Genomic DNA, 17,348 nt, shown 5'->3' with positions numbered 1-17,348 from the left:
TTGCCTATGTACATGATTTTCGTTCTTGCTCGATTGTTACGATTTTTCTTTTAAGCTTTTATAAAGCCAAAAATACATAAAAGCGCCCAGCTTCCAATAAAAAGCCCATACCCTTCCCCGCCGTTTTCATCTACAATTAATGTAGATAACTCGCGGAAGCACGACAGCGGAGCATTTAGAAGGAGCCTGCGGCTTATGAAACTTTTCTCTACACAGCAATCACTATTTCGAACGATCCTAGCTAGTTTTATGATCTTAATTCTCATCTTCTGTTCGTTTAATCTCTTGATTTTTTGGCTCGTCAAAAAGCACCTCCGCAGCGAGATGATGGCACAGAATCGTCTCACCTTGCAGAAAGTGGCTGAGCGTTATCAATTTCAATTAGATAAAGTACGAGAGGCTTTATACAAGCAATTTACAGATAAGAATGTCATTACACTTAACAATCAAGTGATTTTGAAGAGAGATAGCGAGACACTGTCTACGCGACCCATTGTGTTGAGCTTGCAAAGCATCGCAAGTGATTCGGAGTTATATGTGGATAACATCATCCTCATGTTCCGATCCTCGGATCTGACGCTAAGTAAGCTGGGTCCCGGCAGCACGCTTGATTTATTCAGCAGCATCTACCAAAGTACGCCCTATCCGCTCTCCTACTGGCAATCACAGTTTGAGCGTAGTGACAATTATGTGCTTCATCCGGGAACTGTATTTGGGAGCCCCACGCCATCTGGTGAATCGGCAGGAAGACTATTAATTCCTTATTCCATTAAACCAGCGCTAGCCGACAATATGATGATTGCGATGATCGACGCGAACCGCTTGCGTGATGCGGTTCTTAAGGAAAATCCCGATTTGGACATCACGATATTGGGCCCTAACCAGACGGTCCTTTACGAAACGCACCAGGATACACGCCAGCTCCCTGAACCCGTTGATGTTACTTATCAAGGTGAAGACGGTTTGCGTTATGTCATGAAGATAACGAGTCCCAAAATCCTTCGTCTGGATACTCTCATGATCATTCTGTTAGGGATATCTATTGCCATCGCCTATATCGTCGCTTTATTTTTCAGTAGACGTATTCATAAACCTGTCCGACAACTCATCCAGGAAAAAGGGGACATAGAGCAGGAGCTGCAGGATCAACAATCCGAGTTAATCAACTATCATTTCATGAATAAGCTAAAAAATATCCATCCAGATCCCGATGAATGGCAGCATATTCAAGGCACCGAGGGGACTTACACCATTGTGCTGTATGAGCTGCGCTTCCGCTCGCCTGCATTCGCCCAAGTCCCCATGAGCAGAGAACACATTTCGCTTACGATCGGTGAGCAGCTCAAACGATTAACCGATGAGCGGTTTCCGGATGCCCATACACTGCAAATGGAACATCATCAGTTCCTAACAGTGTTCCCTGGTAATGAGCGCGAACGCATCCTTCATATGCTCGCAGAGTTGAAGCTACTTCTGGACGAGGATCTGCGATACTGTCTAGTGACAGCCGCCATCAGTTCGGCGTTCGAGCATTCCATGCAGTTCGGACATGCCTACCGACAGGTGAATGAATTAGCTGCTAATGCCCGGTTACGTGAAGAAACACAGATCGTCGTTGATTATCGTTCAGATCGCGCTGCGTATTTGCTTACCCTTACCCAGGAGCAAGAACTGACCACAGCGCTGAAATCAGGCAAAGAACAGGAAACGCTTGACCTTTTCCTTCCTTGGCTAGATGAGCTTGACCTGAAGGAAGCCTCTGTGGATATGTTTAAGCACATGGTGCTTGCTGTAACTGATAAAGCCAAAATGGTGCTTGAGCATTACAAGGTTCTTACAGATGATACCTTGCAGCTGAGATCCATTCTGCTTCAATTAGAGGAATGCTGTACGTTAGACGAGTACAAACGAAGCTTCGAAGCTTATTTCCGTATCGTCACTCACCTTATCCGTGAGAAAAAAGAGACGAATGATCCCATCATTGATCATGTGCTTAACGTCATTAAAGATCAGTACGCCGAGGATCTTTCACTCGATGTTCTGGCTGATCAACTAACACTGAGCAGTTCCTACCTCTCGACGTATATCAAAGAGAAAACCGGCGCTAATTTCATGGAGCATTTGCATGATCGACGCGTGGGTTACGCGCAGGAGCTACTGATCCAAACCGACTCGAATATCCAAGATATTGGGATTCAAGTCGGCTACCGCAACATCTCTTCCTTTAATCGCATGTTCAAGAACCGCACAGGCTCTTCCCCTGGTGAATATCGCAGGACACATTTGCTGGATAAAAGAGCATGAAAAGACCCTGAGGCTTGCCTCAGGGTCTTTTGTGTAGCGTAATTGTAGCTGAGTGGTGCGGGGAGAGTGCAATGGAGGCGGGGTGGATGCTGGCAGTGCGGCGGATTTGCCGCTCTAAGTCGAATTTTTCGACTTAGGGAGCTGCAGTGCGGCGGACTCGCCGCCCTAAGTCGATTTTTTCGACTTACGGAGCTGCAGTGCGGCCGATTCGCCGCTGTAAGTCGATTTTTTCGACTTAGGGGGCTGCAGGACGGCGTATTCGCCGCTGTAAGTCGATTTTTTCGACTTACGGCACTCCAACACGCCGATCCCACGCTGTAAGTCGATTTCCTCGACTTACAGCACTCCCAATGAGCCGCCCCGCCCGCCTCCACTACTTCATTTCAACGCCTTATTATAAACATCAATTTTGGCGTTGATCTCTAACGTCGCTGCATCGAGTGCTTCCTGTGGCGATTTTTGCCCGCTTAGCGCTTGCCCAATGGCGTTATCCGTCAGCTTTCTTGCTTCGGGGTACACCCCTAGGACTCCGCCTTGTGTCGCTAGATTTCGCTTTGCGGCGTTATGCTGATCAATCGCTGTCTTAAACTGGGGGAACTGCTTCATGTTTTCCTGCACGATCGGCAGCTCATAAGCTTTTTCTGTAATCGGAAAATAGCCCGTATTTACATGGAAGAACGCCTGCTGCTCCGGTTCAGACAAATACTTCATGAAGGCCCAAGCCGCCTGCTGCTCTGCATCCGACTTACTGTTCATGATCCAGTTGCTCGCTCCACTGACCACCACACCGCCGCCCTCATCGGTAGGCTTAGGAAAGAAGCCTGTTCCGACTTCGAACTTACCGTCCACGGAATGGAGGATATCTCGCAGCGCAGCCGTTGTATCGAAGATCATCGCGACCTTGCCTTCGGCGAACACTTTTTTGAATTCGTCGCTCTTAGTCGCCGAGTACATCGCCGCTTTGCTGTCGACTAACTCTTTCCACCAAGTTAACGCCTTAACGCCTGCTTCATCGTTCAACTGCCACTCCGTTGCTCTACCATCGCGCCCGTTACCAACATTCACAAGCTCCGCACCTTGATTGGCAATGAGCTGTTCCATGTACCAACTATGTGAGCCGAAATAGGCGCCGGACACGCCGTCTTTGGTTAGCTTTTTCGCCGTTTGTGCGAGATCGGCATAAAGAACCGGCGGTTTATCCGGGTTGAGCCCTGCAGCCTTGAATAGATCTTTATTGTAATAAAGAATCGGATTGGATGTGTTAAAAGGCATCGAATACAACGTATTCTCCACCCGATAATAATTGAGAATGGCTTTGTCCATTTGCGACACATCATACTTGTCCTGGTCCACGAAAGTCTGAATCGGCGTGACCGCCTTAGAATCAATCATGTATCGCGTCCCGATATCGTACACCTGAATCATGGTAGGTCCCAATTTGGAACCGATGGACGCTTTCAATCTGGTCAAACTATCGAAGTAGGAGCCTTGATAGACAGCCTCCACCTTAATATCCTTATGCGCAGCATTAAAGTTCGTTACGAGACTGTCCACCACTTGACCATTCTCGCCGCTCATGGAGTGCCACCAAACGACTTTCTTAACCTCATTAACCAATGATTCGGCTTCAGCGGCTGATACTGCATCCCCTACCTCAGTGCCTTTTGCTACTTCTCCCTGCCCCCACACCGAATACACGCCAAGAAGGCCGAATAGCAGCATTATGAAGATGAAATAAGCGGGTATTGAAATCTTACGTTGAAAAATCTTCATCATATCCCTCCTATGACTAGTAATCATAGGATCTCAATGTTTCCCTGCGATTAAGGGAATGTAAAGGGATTGTAAAACCTGACTATTCCACCTTCAACTTTGTCCCCTCGGGTACAATCTGCACCCATGTGTTGCCAGGCAGCAGCGGCACTTCCTTGCCATCGCTGGCATAGGCGCGAAGCATGCCGTTTTTACGTTCCCACGTGATCGCTTGGGACATGCCTTCTTGGAAGATCATGCCCTTGTTCGGTCCGAACACATCAACAATGCGGCGCCCCTCTTTGTCAATGATCTGATGCTTGCTCTCGAGGACAAGCAGATTCTTGGTCTGCAGTTGCTTGCCGGTTTCCTTGTCATTATGCGGCTTGCCTTCCATGGAACGCATGTAGACACCAGCCGCAGCATCATAATCATACGAAGCGAAATACCCCATGAGGTATGGAATCTGTATGTAATGAGCGGCTGCCCCCGCGAGTTTGACAGCTCCTTCCTTGGCAAAAGTGAGCAAAGGCCCGTTCCACTCCGTGCGGAACTTGCGCGCGTCGGCACCTTTTTTCATTTTATCCACAGAGGTATAGAGATTGTGCGGTGCCTTCCGATCCGTGGAACGCCAATAGTAGGCGCCGTCGCCATACACTTCATCGAGATGGGCCAGATTACGGCCTGCCATCATATCCATCGCATCCTGGCTCCAGCCAGCATGTACAATAATGGCATCCAGCGCGTCGCCGATCTCCACAAAATAAGGCCGAATGCTGCGCACAGGACCGATCGCGCCAGCCGCATGACTCTGAAACACCGAGACGAATCTAGTAATCTCGCCCTCGGCTAGGATCTCATAGACGATGTCGGCCTGATCGAGGCCGGTTTGCGGCCGCGCTTGCGGGGCATTTTCGACCATGACCATATAAGGACGTGTCTTCACCTCATGATCGGCGGGCAGACCGGTTAACGGAAACTTGAAAGGAAGCTGCGCTTCCACCGTGGTTGTCGTAGGCTGCGTCACAGGCGTCGGATTAACCGTAGCCGTAACAGGGACGGCTTCCGGCGTAGCCGTAGATATCACAGAAGTTGCATCACTGCAACCTGCAAGGGTCAGGACAGAACATCCAAGTACGAGCCATGTGCTAAGGGTTCTTTTATGAATTAACGGCAAAACTTTCAAAGGGGCTGCACCTCTTCTCTCGTGGACTATCGATCTTTGAGAAGTATATGCTAGATAGTTAGGGAATAGAAGTTAACAGAGTCACTCGAGTCCATCTATATGTAACATTACCCTTCCAAATAAAAACTGAACCTACGCCTCAGCGTGGTCCAGTTTCCCTTGTCACATTTGAAAATTTACCGCCAAGTTAGATGAGGTGTTCGCTACTGTTTCCTTGTACACGCCACCATAGGACATACCAAACGTATAGACGCCAGGCAGTAGTTCCTTGTGAATCTCACCGCCAACCGTACTGCCGAAGGTCCGCCAACTCCCTGCATAATAACTAGCGAAACCGCCATCCAGCGGATTGCCCAGACTATCTTTTAACTGTACGTTCACATTAACCGTCTGGAAGGCGACCACAGGGTCTGTTCCAATATGTTGTACTCTCTCCGTATACGTTCCTTCGTAAGTCATCGCAAACGTATACGAACCCGGCAGCAATTCCTTGCGAACTTCCCCGCCAGCGATATTCCCGAAGGTCCGCCAACTCCCTGCATAATAACTCGCCGCCCCACTCGTAAGCGGATTGCCGAGACTATCTTTCAACTGCAGCTTCACATCAACGGTCTGGAAGGGGACAACGGGATCTGTTCCTGTGTTTTGAACTTTCTCTGTATACGTGCCTTCATAGGTCATAGCAAACGTATACGCTTTATCCGGCAACGACTTGCTTACGATTCCAGCAGCATTCGTGACGCCGAACTCTTTCCATCCCCCATCATAGTAGGATACGACACCGCCACTGATAGCATTCCCGCTGCTGTCTTTAAATTGGACGCTTACCTCATCTGCCACTGGGGCTGGATCCTGCAACACGATTTTACCGTATTGACTTACGTTTTTCGTACCGCCAATCCCACTAGCCCACTCCAAATATCCGAGTCGACCGTTGCCATTGTTATTATTGACAAGCAGCGAGACAAAGATTGGTTTCGTCGTATCCAGATTGTAAGGATATAATTCTGACCACGCAATATGAACCTTGTAGGTTTTCTTGCCGCTCTGGGAACTGTCGACGAGCATGCTGCCGTTCTGAACGAACTGACCGGCAGGCGTCCAGTTAGATGGCAAATCCCCTCCAATATATGGCACAGTCCCCTTGTAGATGACAGGACCGTTAGCCGTCAATGCAGCTTGGAATTCCACTTGGGCCCCGACCATGCCAACTCCTGAGGTATCAAGACCAAATTGAATACTGTCACCGATATAATAATTACCTTTGGAATCGTTGGGTACGAAGCTGGCATCCGTTACCTCTATCACGAGATCGAGTCCATCATTGGCAGCCCCCACTGCAGCTCGAGCTGCAAACCCTGCGGGTTGTTCAGGAGTCAAACTTTTAAACTCCCAGTTTTCGGTAATCCAATGAATATCCGAGCTCAAAGCTCCTGTGGTTCGGTCGAACAAATTGCTCTTACTCCCAGCGGCGATGGGAATATTGGTGTTTTGTTCGGCTCTTTCATAGTCGGATAACAGGACGTCTTGCGTTGAAGTCAATCCAGCAAGATAAGCGGCATTCACGTTGCTGATGTAATACATTTTGTTCGGTTTCACTTGCAGTGTAGGAGCTGCTGCCTCTGTACCGCCGATCCAATCGCGAACTACGGTGTTGCTTGTAAAAGCACTTGCAAGTGCTGGAGCGACTGTACCCGTATCCCGATCCTCGGACCATACGACGAGAATTGGCGATCCTTCACTTTCGAAATAGACAGCTTTCTGGTTTCCACTTAGCGCATACTCGCCTTTGTAGACAATATCATTCCCCAGTGTCTCGATGAATCGATGCATGACCACAGAACCGAGCCTTGGTTCAAGCTTCGGTTTCTTACGGAACAATCCAGAAGATTCCATAGTCCAACCTTCGGCATTGGCGAATGGGATGTTTTCGATTTCAATATTATTCACCATGTCAAAATAGGCAATTTGTTCGACCCCATTCTTCATCTGGTACATATAGTCGTAAAGCATCTTTCTTGCAAGTACAGGCTCAGATTGGATAGTTGTTGTTTCCGAAGCATTAACGAGCCCTGCATGGCTCTCGGAAGACACCCAAGGCTTCGAAGGTACATTGTATCTTTGATCATAGGCCTGGTACTCTTTAGGATCGGGCAGCTTCCCATGAAGCGCCAACTTATCATAATAGTTCGCTCCGCCAAGACGCAGCAGCTCATTATAAAAAGGCAAGTATCGATGGCCGCCCAGACCTCCGATCCAAATTTCAGAATTCGGCTGAACACTTTTAATCGTCTCATATCCGGTACGCAGCAATTCCACGAACTTCTCCGGTGTATCCTGCCAGAAAATGCTTCTGTCCTTCAAATGAGGTTCATTCCATACTTCCCATTTGGTAATTCGATCGCCATATCGCGCGACAAGCGCCCTTAGAAAATTAGCAAAATCATTCATGTCGGTTGGGGCATAAGCAGCATACCCAGGAACGCCGATATAAATGTTTGTATCATTCGAGGAAGACGCCCACAACGGTGTAAACACAATGTTGCCGATGATGTCCATGCCAGTACTTTGCAATTTATTGACATGTGCATCAAGCATTTCCCATTTAAACACACCACGACTCGGTTCAATGGCCATTTCCGTATCGCCGAATTGTCCTCCCCATGGGATGGTATGAATTCTCGCAAAGTCAAAGCCAATTAAATCTGCGAGTTCTATCGCTCTTAGATCACTAAAACCATTGCTGAATCCAAACAGCGGATTACGATCCGCTTTGCTTATGGACTGACTCTCTACGACAGCCACGGACGTTCGATTACGTACAAATTCTGCTGCCGTTCGTTTCGGACTAGACAAAATACGGTACGATTGTTGTAGAGGAAGCGTTCCTGTAATCCCTTGTTTCGTATAGTCAAAAGCGATTTCGTAGTATCCTTCGTGACTAGGTGTCCAACTCCAACCCGTTGTTAGCAATGTTGCTCGATCTACCGTTGCTTGCCCAACAACTTGATTATCCGTATCATAAACCGTCCCCGTCAACGTTTGCACGGCAAGGGGCAACTGATCTGGGGTCGCTTTGAACACCACATTCTGGCCAATCTTCCACCAGTTTGCAAAGACGTCTGCCATCAGCGGGAAATATTCCACGGACTGCATGCTGGCGTCGTCGTAATACAGTGTTCCTGCATTCGTACCACTTGTTGATTTGGTTGTCGCTATATTTAACTGAATTTGATTCGTTCCTGCTGGAAATTGACTATTATCTAACGTAAAGGAAATATCTGTCCACTGCGTGCTGCTCAGAGTTGGCGTGTTCGCCTCTGCTGTATCGAGGAACGTACCATCCTTAAAATAGCTGATGAATACCCATGCGCCATTCCCTGCGTAATCAGCTGATTTCTTGGCTTTTACTGAAATTTTAATGGTTTGCATACCGCTGTCAATCGGGATGATTTTGGATGAAAATCCTGCGGCTCCGGTACTTGTCGCGTTGATATATACCGCGCTCGTGCCGCTATTGACCGTTGCTGACGTACTACCCATATCGACTCCGCTTGCCCCGCTCCAGAAGGAAGAGTTCCAACTCACAGGAACAAGTTTCGTTCCACTTGTTTTCGTTTCTTCAAAACCAGGATTCGCTACATCATAATAGCTCGAGGTAATGACAGTGGCCACATTGCTCGCAGGAGAAAGATTGCCCGAACCATCTTTCGCTTTAACCGTAAACGCATATCCACTATAGGCTTCGAGACCTGTAACCGTATAGGTCACCCCGGTGACGGTTGCTACTAGCTTCGTACCATCGTTAATCTCGTAGCCCGTTACACCCCCATTGTCGGTTGACGGGTCCCAGGTGAGCGTGACACTCTTCATCTTAATGTCGGATGCCGTTACGTTAGTTGGCGCTGACGGCGGCTGAGTATCGTTGGTCACATAAGCCTGGCTTGCTGGGGATATATTCCCCGCCGCATCGACGGCTTTCACCGTAAACGTATAACTATTAGCTGCGATCAGGCCACTTGCCGTAAAGGTTAAACCTGTCACAGTCCCCACCAATACCGTGTCTTTATAAATATGGTAACCCGTCACCCCGATATTATCGGTCGAGGCGTTCCAAGCCAAATCAACACTTCCTGCCGTCTGACCTACGGCGTGGAGATTCGTTGGTGCGCTTGGTGCTGCCGTATCTGGAATTAATTCGATTGCAGCGTCATCATAATACAGCGTGCCTTGCTGGCTAGCACTGCCGCCACGCAGCGTCGCTAGATTTAACTGCAAGTTATTCGTGCCTGCTGGCAGGGTAGCCGTATTCAGAGTGACCGTAATCTCCCTCCACTCACTGCTGCTCAGCGCCACACTTGGCGCAACCACGGTACCAAGAAAGGAACCATTTTTCGCATAACTGAAGAAAACCCACGCATCATTGCCGACATAATCGGCCGACTTCTTGACCTTCACCGTCGCTTTGATTTGCATGTTATTGTCAATTGTCATCGTCTTGGATACCCAACCAGCGGCTCCTGTATCCACTGCGCTAATATACATGGCGTTCGTTCCGCTATTGGCCTCCATCGTCGTTACCCCTGTATCCACCGGCGTCGTTCGCGACCATAAGTTCGAATTCCAATTGACAGGAACAAGCTTATTTCCACTTGGCATCGTGATCTCAAACCCAGGATTGGCGATGCTTAATTCAGTCGGCGTGGTCAAACTTACAGCATTACTGGCCACAGACAGATTGCCCGCCGTATCCTTCGCTTTTACAGTAAATGTATAACTAGTACCCGAATTGAGAGCGCTTACGGAATAGGATAACCCTGTCGTAGACCCAAGCAACGTTGTACCATTGTAGACATCGTACCCTTGGACGCCAACATTATCCGTTGAGGCATGCCATGCCAGATTAACACTCGTCGCTGTTTGGCTCGTAATAGCAAGATTCGTCGGAGCTGTTGGCGCCACCGTATCCAGCAGTTCCATCGTGACATCATCATAATAGAGTGTCCCGGCGTTGCTTACAGTGCCTGCTCTTGACGTTGCCAAGTTCAACCAGAGCATATTCGTTCCCGCTGGAAACTGACTGCTGTTAACCGTTAACGTGATCTCTGTCCATTCTGTGCTGCTTACAGTGGTCATATTGGATGAGGTTATTCCCAGGAAACTACCACTATTTCCATAGCTGATGAAAACCCAAGGATTATTGCCGGCGTAATCCCCCGATTTCTTCACTTTCACGGTGGTTTTGATGGTTTGCGGACTGCTGTCGACCGGAATCGCTTTGGATACCCAACCAGCCGCTCCCGCATCCGTTGCAGAGATAGAGAGTGACTTTGCCCCGTTGTTATAAACCGCTGTCGTTACACTCGTATCCACCGGCGTCGTTCTATTCCATAGCCCTGTCGTCCAATTCGTCGGTATCAGTTTCGATTGATTCATTGTTGTTTCTTCGAACCCTGGATTAACCACATGAATAAAGCTTGCTGCCTGAACACGCGCTGACATCGTTGGAAACAATGCAACCAACATGGTGCAAAGTAACAGCCATACGACGGTCTTCCTCATCAATAAATCTCCTCCTCAATTTCATTTGGACTCTCAAAAGCACTTACCAAGATTTCACTTCCCTTTATTGATGGATTACATGGATAATTATAAGTTGACGGAAGTGGTCAAAGATATGAGACGATTTATACTTGGTTATCCGATTTTATCTTTTTTGATAAAAAAAAGCCGCCAACGAGTTGATCGCTGACAGCTTTGCCCTACGCTATTCTTTTACGCTCCACCGCTGCTTTGCTGTGTCACACTACCCTTCCACGCCATCATACCGCCCTTCAAGTGGGACAGCTCACTAAACCCATTTCTCCGCAGTATTCTTGCCGCTTGCTTGCTCCGCATACCGCTTCGGCAGTAGAGATAGATAGGACGATCCTTCGGAATCTCGGCCAGTCTTCGGCTGAGTGAGGACATCGGCATATTCACCGCGCCTGGAATGTAACCCTGTTTCAATTCACCCGGCTCACGCACATCAATAAGAACATGCTTGTCCTTGTCCGCTGCCATAGCCTCCTGAAATTGCTCGGAAGACAGATTGCGCAGCCCTTTGACACCAGCAAACCTAGAATAGAAGAAAAACACGATAAACCCAAGTGCCACAATATTGAAAATCATCGTACTATCCATGTGAGGCCTCTTTTCCGGAACATGTCCTTATCTGCTTTTAACTAACAATTCCACAGCCTGCTTCACGATCTTGCTCGAGTCTCTGCCCGCTTCCTGCTCCTCTTTGATACAGTTCTCCAAGTTGACAGCGACAATCGTCGCGATCGCTTTATCGGCAGCGCTGCGAACCGCAGAGATTTGGCTCACAACATCTTTACAATCCTGCTCTTCCTCCATCATCCGCAAAATACCACGAATTTGGCCCTCCATGCGCTTTAGCCTTTTTTTCATATCATCATCGTATTGCATAGACAGCCACCCTTCCCTATACCTGTATAGGTATATTATTGCCCATGTTCTGGATGAAAACAACTTGCAATCCTGTCCTCCGTTAAATAAACAAGTTCACCTTCGCGTCCGTCGCATCTCCCAGATACGCCGCTACACCTGCATGCTCAACGCCATCCAGCAGCTCTTCCGCCTGCAACCCGAGCAAATCCATTGTCATCGTACACGCGACTAAGCGGATGCCTTGCTCCTGAGCCAGCTCAATCAATTGAGGGAGCGACAGTGCGTTATGCTTTTTCATTACATGCTTGATCATTTGGGGACCCATCCCACCGAAGTTCATTTTGGACAAGCCTAGCTTACTTGCGCCGCGCGGCATCATTTTACCGAACATTCGCTCAACGAAGCCTTTCTTTACGGCTATTTTCTGATCTTTACGAAGCGCATTCAGCCCCCAGAAGGTGAAAAATATCGTCACATCATGATCGTAAGCCGCCGCCCCATTGGCAATAATAAAAGCCGCAATCGCCTTATCGAGGTCCCCGCTAAACAGCACAATCGTCGTTTTTTCCTTCGTGTCCATCTCCGTCATGCCCTCACCCTTTCTTCACAAGAAATGTAAATACGCCCTGATCTTCTTTGGCTTCCAGCAGCTCATTTTTCGTTTTGCCGACCCATGCCTGAAAATCCTTCATCGACCCCTTATCCGTCGTAAGCAGCTCCATGATTTGCCCGGATTCTAGCGTATCCATGCCTTTTTTCGCTTTGACGAGTGGCATCGGACATGCCAAACCTTTCGCGTCTACAGTTAAATGAATCATAGGAATAACCTCCAATTAGTTTTTTTCGATATCAAAAGTCCATTGCGACATACCAGGTGTTACGTTATAAATGTTGGCAAACCCATGCTCCGCTAACGTATGGCAAGCTATATCGCTGCGACTTCCTGTTCGGCAGACCAGATAATAGGTGTGATTCGGGGGGAGTTGGGACAGGTTGTTAACCAACTCACCAAGCGGGATTGAAGTCGCTCCCGGGATATGCCCATTAGCAAATTCATCTGGCTCGCGGACATCCAGGATGTGCAGACTCTCCCCTGCTGCAAGCTTGGCACGCAACTCAGTATTAGTGATCGTATGAGGGAATCTTTGCGCTGGCTTCTTATCGGATGCCCCATCATGAACCGCACAACGGTTAGGACCGATCTCCATCTCCCGCTGCTCCTCGTGTGTCGGATGGATTTTGCCCATATTGGTCTGTCTGATCTCCTCGTATGCGTTCGGCTGAAGCGGCAAATTCTCGGTCACCAACCGTCGAAATGCCCATTCATCTTCGATCTGGAGCCCTGGATTTTGCCTGAACAAATCACCTAGCCGCGCGGCTACTCGCCCGCCTTCACTTAACTCTGTCATCTTGCCAAAATGGGCAGGAAGCACGATCAGCTCCTCGGGCAGCGCCTGATAACGCTCGTATAGCGTTGATCGCAAGTCTGAAACCCAGTCCGCTGCTTTACCAGCTAGGTCAGGACGGCCAATGGATTGGACGAACAAAATATCGCCCGACAACAAATACTTCTCATCGATTAGCAGTGATGTGCTTCCGATGGTGTGACCTGGCGAGTAGATCGGCTGGATGCTGATTTCCGTAGAGCCAACGATTAAATTGCGGCCTTCCTCGAGCTTTTCGTAAGGGAATTGGACCTCTGTCGCATCCTTCGCCGGGAGCCAGTAAGAGCCGTTGGTTGCCGCCGCCAGCTGTCGTCCACCAGAAATATGATCCGCATGGAGATGCGTGTCGATCGTATGGGTAATGACGACATTCTTGGCTTTGGCGAACTGTTCAAAAACCTCCGTCATCCGCACCGCATCAATCACCGCAGCTTCCCCTTGCGAAATGACCATGTAAGAAAGACAGCCTTTTCCTACACGAACGAACTGATAGATCTCGCCGCCATCGTTTAGATCTCCGATTTTGACTGGTGAAAGTTGCTCGCTCCAGGACTTCATGCCGCCGATTAGGTACGTGGGATTCGATACGCCGGCTTGTAGTAGCTGCTCTGCTACAAAAATGGACGAGCCCTCTTTGGCACAGACGACCAGCACCTCTTGATCGGTTGGGATCGCATCGATAATGGCCTCCACGCCATCGAGCAGTTCAAAATAAGGCACATTCAGCGACTTGATCTGACTGCCATCAATATGCCAGTCCGCGAAGTCGGATTCGTTTCGTACATCTAGAACAAAGATAGGCTGCTGATTGAGCACTATAAGGGCTAATTGAGCGGCTTGCATGCCGCGCACTTGGGTCTGTTCCAATGTAATCCCTCCGTTATTTAGGTTAAGATGGTCAACCATTTAAGCTAAAATAGACAACCAGATTTTGATGTAAAATCCCTTGCAACAGCTTGATGTTCAAGCGCTTGCTCAGCTTTGCTCCAAGGGGTGAGGCTACCGTACTTGGAGGATCCATGTTAAATCCATAAGGAGTCTGCCTTTCTTGATGGATGAGGGATTTTATATACCCCATAGGGTATATTTTAGGGTAAAAAAATGCCGATGGTTCAACAAGTACTCTCGCCTAGCATTGGCGTCAGTTTACCTCTTGATGCCTTCTATCTCCACCGACCCTACATACCCATACCCCTATAAGTATATTAAAACTATATAGCCTCACCCGTTTTTCGTCAACCCCGCTTGTCTCGCTTCTGTCATGCCAATTGTTCCCTCGAACACAATGCGAGTTGCTCAACCATCTGACTGGCGTATAATGAAAAGTAGCTTCATTACCGTGCGATTAAGGAGGGTGCTCATGTCGCATCAAAACAAACAACCATCCATTATCTTGTTCGACGGAGTATGCCTGCTTTGCAGCAGCAGCGTGCAGTTCATCCTGCGAAACGATCCGAAGGGCGTGTTTCACTTCGCTACGCTGCAGTCCGAGTCGGGGCAGCGGCTGCTCGCCCAATATAGGCTGCCGATCGATCAACTCAGCACCATCGTGCTGATCGAAGATGGCCGCGCCTATACGCGCAGTTCAGCTGCGCTGCGTATTGCCCGGCGGTTGCGCGGCGCCTGGCCGCTTGCCTACGCGGCCATCGTCATCCCCGCTCCGATCCGCAACCTCGGATACAGCTTCGTCGCACGCAATCGCTACCGCTGGTTCGGCAAGAGCGAGCAGTGCATGCTGCCAAAACCGGAGCATCGGGCACGGTTTTTGGAGTGAGCGGGGAACCCGCTGGAACCCTTTTCGATTACCTAACTCGATTTTTTCGACTTAGGGAACTCACTGGAGCTCTTTTCGATTACCTAACTCGATTTTTTCGACTTAGGGAACTCGCTGGAGCTCTTTTCGATCACCTAACTCGATTTTTTCGACTTAGGGAGCCCGCTGGAGCTCTTTTCGATCACCTAACTCGATTTTTTCGACTTAGGGAGCCCGCTGGAGCTCTTTTCGATTACCTAACTCGATTTTTTCGACTTAGGGAACTCGCAAGACCATTCCACCATAACGACAAAAAAACCTGCAGCACCTCGCAGGCCTTCGAACAACAACGAACCTAAGTCTCCTGTTTACGTATGCGTAGACTGCCAAACATCCAACAGCATAGGCTTAGGCTCCCCATTTGAAAGCTATGATGGAGCAACTTCGCATTCCGTGAAGCATCGCCTGCGCCCATTGCGATGAGTAATGGGGCAAAATGCTCCGGCGTCGGAACCGCCTCCCGCGCATGCGGCGCGCGTTCGTCGTAGCGAATCAACGCCTCGAAGTTCCACGTTTCTAGCTGCTCTGCTAGCCACTCATCAAACTCCACGGCCCATATCTGCGGCACCGGATTGTTATAATCCAGCTTGCGTAGATTGTGAACCGTTCCACCACTGCCAATAATCAGCACCTGCTCATCCCGCAAGGAGCCTAAAGCGGCACCGATTCTGTAATGCTCCTCAGGTGTTAATCGAGGGTTAACCGAAAGTGTCACGACCGGGATCTTCGCATGGGGGTACATAATCGAGAGTGGCGCCCACACGCCATGATCCAAGCCTCGTCTGTCATTTAGCTCACAGCGTATGCCTTCTTGCTGGAGCAACTGCTGGATATGGAGGCTTAGGGGAAGATCCCCTTTGGCTGGATAGTTAATGTCATAAAGTTCTTCGGCGAAGCCTGAGAAATCGTACATCATCTCCGGCTCGACCGCTGTGCTGATCTTCTGTACGGGGCTCTCCCAATGTGCACTGAACACAACAATGGCTTTCGGTTTTGGCAGCGACATCGCAAGTCTTTGCAAAAACTCCGTATACGCATGTTGCTCAACAGCCAAGTTCGGTGAGCCATGTGCAATAAAAAATGCCGGCAGCACAGCAACACCCCCTCCCACAACCAAATCAGTGCCAATTATCTACATTATTCACGAATCTGTAAAATTAAAACCATGCTACGGCTCGTCCGCCTCACTTACCGTTCACAAACTGCTCAATCCCATCCGCGATGCCAGCAGCTAGCTTCTGTTGATACGCAGCTTCCGACATCAGCTCGTCCTCTTCGGGATTCGTCATGAACCCGATCTCCACGAGAGCAACGGGTACCTTTGACCAGTTAAAGCCGCTCAAATCATCTCGCGCCGATAAGCCACGTCCCTTCGAGCCTGTCGCTTGCTGCATACCAGCTAGAAGAAAACCAGCAGCCTGCTTACTTTCCGCTGCGATCTGCTTAACAGCTGGTTGTGCAGCTGACGGGTACAAGACCGAGAATCCTTTCGTACTGGCCGAAGCATCGCCATCTGCATGAATCCTTACCACCAGCGCCGCTCCTGCCTCATTCGCCATATCCGCACGCTGCTTGTTGCTAATATCCACGTCATGCGTCTCGCGCGTCATCGTCACGTGAATGCCCCGTTTCGTTAACTCAGCTTTAAGCAGCAAGGATACCTCCAGATTGAGTACATATTCTGGCTTCTTTGTACGTACCCCAACCGTGCCGGAGCTGACCTTGGCCTTCGTTTCCCGCGTATCTGGCCCGACCTGCTCAGGTGCGTTATTGCCAACACGTTGATGCCCGGGATCGATCATTACAAGCTTATTGCTCATTGGGACGCTCGGGAGCGTGGTTGGAGCAGGCGTCTTCGTTGGTGTTGGTTTTGTTTCTGGCGTTGCGACAGGTGTCTGAACCACTGTCTGGGCCGGGGCTGGTGCAACCGTAGTTGCCGCCTGCACCTGTGAGAGCGCAGCCGTTGCCTGCGCTGCTGCTGTCGGCTGCGGCAAAGCGCTTTGCAGAGCCTCTGCCGTTGGCACCACCACGGGCAACCGCTGGTTATTTCCACAACCAGCCAACACACCAACCAGCGTTATGACTGCAGCGAGTATCAGCTTTCTTTTATCAAACATCGGCAATCCCCCCATTTCTATGCTCTGTATAAAAACAGCCTCTACTCGCGAAAACTAACACTACCACGCTTCTCCACATTTGGGAGGTTCCGCTATGCAAGCATTTTGGCAGTATATCACTGATCACTGGCTGTCCATTTCCTTAGTCGTTCTTGCCTTATTGGCGTGTTTCTTCGTCTATAAGAACAGAAGCAAGTATATTCGGGGTTGGGATAAGAAGTAACTGGATGATCTGCTCAACTTCATTATTTGGAAATCAAATAAGCATAGTGACGCTC

The 17,348-nt window shown here is 49.2% G+C and carries 13 protein-coding genes and 2 pseudogenes; 4 read left to right on the top strand and 11 right to left on the bottom strand.

All coding sequences use genetic code 11. The annotated features are described in order from the left end of the window. Positions 1-195: 195 nt before the first annotated feature. Positions 196-2,304, top strand: coding sequence for a helix-turn-helix transcriptional regulator (locus AC58QT_RS30900; protein WP_497412341.1), 2,109 nt, complete (start codon positions 196-198; stop codon positions 2,302-2,304). 66 nt (positions 2,305-2,370) lie between these two features. Then, positions 2,371-2,625, top strand: a complete 255-nt coding sequence (locus tag AC58QT_RS30895) for a hypothetical protein (protein ID WP_497412340.1) — start codon at positions 2,371-2,373, stop codon at positions 2,623-2,625. Between the two features lie 57 nt (positions 2,626-2,682). Here the strand turns inward: AC58QT_RS30895 and AC58QT_RS30890 are convergent, their stop codons facing one another. The 9 genes and pseudogenes from AC58QT_RS30890 to AC58QT_RS30850 all read right to left on the bottom strand — a co-directional run. Next, the gene (locus AC58QT_RS30890; RefSeq protein ID WP_497412339.1) at positions 2,683-4,077 is read right to left on the bottom strand and encodes an ABC transporter substrate-binding protein; all 1,395 of its coding nucleotides are present in this window, start codon (positions 4,075-4,077) and stop codon (positions 2,683-2,685) included. Positions 4,078-4,159: 82 nt separating this feature from the next. Then, entirely contained in the window at positions 4,160-5,242 is a 1,083-nt protein-coding gene (locus AC58QT_RS30885; protein WP_497412338.1) for a DUF3048 domain-containing protein, read from the bottom strand. 162 nt (positions 5,243-5,404) lie between these two features. After that, positions 5,405-10,804, bottom strand: a complete 5,400-nt coding sequence (locus tag AC58QT_RS30880) for a fibronectin type III domain-containing protein (protein WP_497412337.1) — start codon at positions 10,802-10,804, stop codon at positions 5,405-5,407. Between the two features lie 213 nt (positions 10,805-11,017). Beyond that, complete coding sequence (locus tag AC58QT_RS30875) at positions 11,018-11,425, bottom strand: rhodanese-like domain-containing protein (RefSeq protein ID WP_497412336.1); 408 nt, start codon at positions 11,423-11,425, stop codon at positions 11,018-11,020. A gap of 27 nt (positions 11,426-11,452) precedes the next feature. Continuing rightward, the gene (locus AC58QT_RS30870; protein WP_310502062.1) at positions 11,453-11,713 is read right to left on the bottom strand and encodes a metal-sensing transcriptional repressor; all 261 of its coding nucleotides are present in this window, start codon (positions 11,711-11,713) and stop codon (positions 11,453-11,455) included. Between the two features lie 82 nt (positions 11,714-11,795). Beyond that, the gene (locus AC58QT_RS30865; protein ID WP_497412383.1) at positions 11,796-12,275 is read right to left on the bottom strand and encodes a DsrE/DsrF/DrsH-like family protein; all 480 of its coding nucleotides are present in this window, start codon (positions 12,273-12,275) and stop codon (positions 11,796-11,798) included. Between the two features lie 13 nt (positions 12,276-12,288). Continuing rightward, the gene (locus AC58QT_RS30860; protein ID WP_310502061.1) at positions 12,289-12,513 is read right to left on the bottom strand and encodes a sulfurtransferase TusA family protein; all 225 of its coding nucleotides are present in this window, start codon (positions 12,511-12,513) and stop codon (positions 12,289-12,291) included. A 15-nt stretch (positions 12,514-12,528) separates the two neighbouring features. Next, a pseudogene (locus tag AC58QT_RS30855) lies at positions 12,529-12,807 on the bottom strand (rhodanese-like domain-containing protein); the annotation flags it as partial. A gap of 63 nt (positions 12,808-12,870) precedes the next feature. Further along, positions 12,871-13,983 (bottom strand): annotated as a pseudogene (locus AC58QT_RS30850) (MBL fold metallo-hydrolase); the annotation flags it as partial. 517 nt (positions 13,984-14,500) lie between these two features. On the opposite strand from AC58QT_RS30850, the gene AC58QT_RS30845 reads away from it, so the two are divergent. Continuing rightward, entirely contained in the window at positions 14,501-14,914 is a 414-nt protein-coding gene (locus AC58QT_RS30845; protein ID WP_497412335.1) for a thiol-disulfide oxidoreductase DCC family protein, read from the top strand. Between the two features lie 334 nt (positions 14,915-15,248). Here AC58QT_RS30845 and AC58QT_RS30840 read toward each other — a convergent pair whose 3' ends face one another. Both AC58QT_RS30840 and AC58QT_RS30835 read right to left on the bottom strand, forming a co-directional pair. Continuing rightward, positions 15,249-16,046 carry a DODA-type extradiol aromatic ring-opening family dioxygenase gene (locus tag AC58QT_RS30840; protein WP_497412334.1) on the bottom strand — a complete coding sequence of 266 codons (798 nt, stop codon included), beginning with the start codon at positions 16,044-16,046 and terminating at the stop codon, positions 15,249-15,251. Positions 16,047-16,137: 91 nt separating this feature from the next. After that, a complete protein-coding gene (locus tag AC58QT_RS30835; protein WP_497412333.1) occupies positions 16,138-17,070 on the bottom strand; it encodes an N-acetylmuramoyl-L-alanine amidase family protein in 933 nt (310 codons plus the stop codon). A gap of 94 nt (positions 17,071-17,164) precedes the next feature. Between AC58QT_RS30835 and AC58QT_RS30830 the strand changes: the two genes are divergently transcribed. Continuing rightward, positions 17,165-17,293 (top strand): hypothetical protein, encoded by a 129-nt coding sequence (locus AC58QT_RS30830; RefSeq protein ID WP_497412332.1) that lies wholly within the window; start codon positions 17,165-17,167, stop codon positions 17,291-17,293. The last annotated feature ends 55 nt before the right edge of the window (positions 17,294-17,348 follow it).

This window comes from Paenibacillus sp. J31R109 (assembly GCF_059692055.1).
This window is presented reverse-complemented; position numbering and strand designations above follow the sequence as displayed.

Excerpts from the sequence above, each read along its gene's own strand:
- AC58QT_RS30900 (WP_497412341.1), top strand. The coding sequence starts at position 196 with ATGAAACTTTTCTCTACACAGCAATCACTATTTCGAACGATCCTAGCT.
- AC58QT_RS30890 (WP_497412339.1), bottom strand. The coding sequence starts at position 4,077 with ATGAAGATTTTTCAACGTAAGATTTCAATACCCGCTTATTTCATCTTC.
- AC58QT_RS30880 (WP_497412337.1), bottom strand. The coding sequence starts at position 10,804 with ATGAGGAAGACCGTCGTATGGCTGTTACTTTGCACCATGTTGGTTGCA.
- AC58QT_RS30875 (WP_497412336.1), bottom strand. The coding sequence starts at position 11,425 with ATGGATAGTACGATGATTTTCAATATTGTGGCACTTGGGTTTATCGTG.
- AC58QT_RS30870 (WP_310502062.1), bottom strand. The coding sequence starts at position 11,713 with ATGCAATACGATGATGATATGAAAAAAAGGCTAAAGCGCATGGAGGGC.
- AC58QT_RS30865 (WP_497412383.1), bottom strand. The coding sequence starts at position 12,275 with ATGGACACGAAGGAAAAAACGACGATTGTGCTGTTTAGCGGGGACCTC.
- AC58QT_RS30860 (WP_310502061.1), bottom strand. The coding sequence starts at position 12,513 with ATGATTCATTTAACTGTAGACGCGAAAGGTTTGGCATGTCCGATGCCA.
- AC58QT_RS30845 (WP_497412335.1), top strand. The coding sequence starts at position 14,501 with ATGTCGCATCAAAACAAACAACCATCCATTATCTTGTTCGACGGAGTA.
- AC58QT_RS30835 (WP_497412333.1), bottom strand. The coding sequence starts at position 17,070 with ATGTTTGATAAAAGAAAGCTGATACTCGCTGCAGTCATAACGCTGGTT.
- AC58QT_RS30830 (WP_497412332.1), top strand. The coding sequence starts at position 17,165 with ATGCAAGCATTTTGGCAGTATATCACTGATCACTGGCTGTCCATTTCC.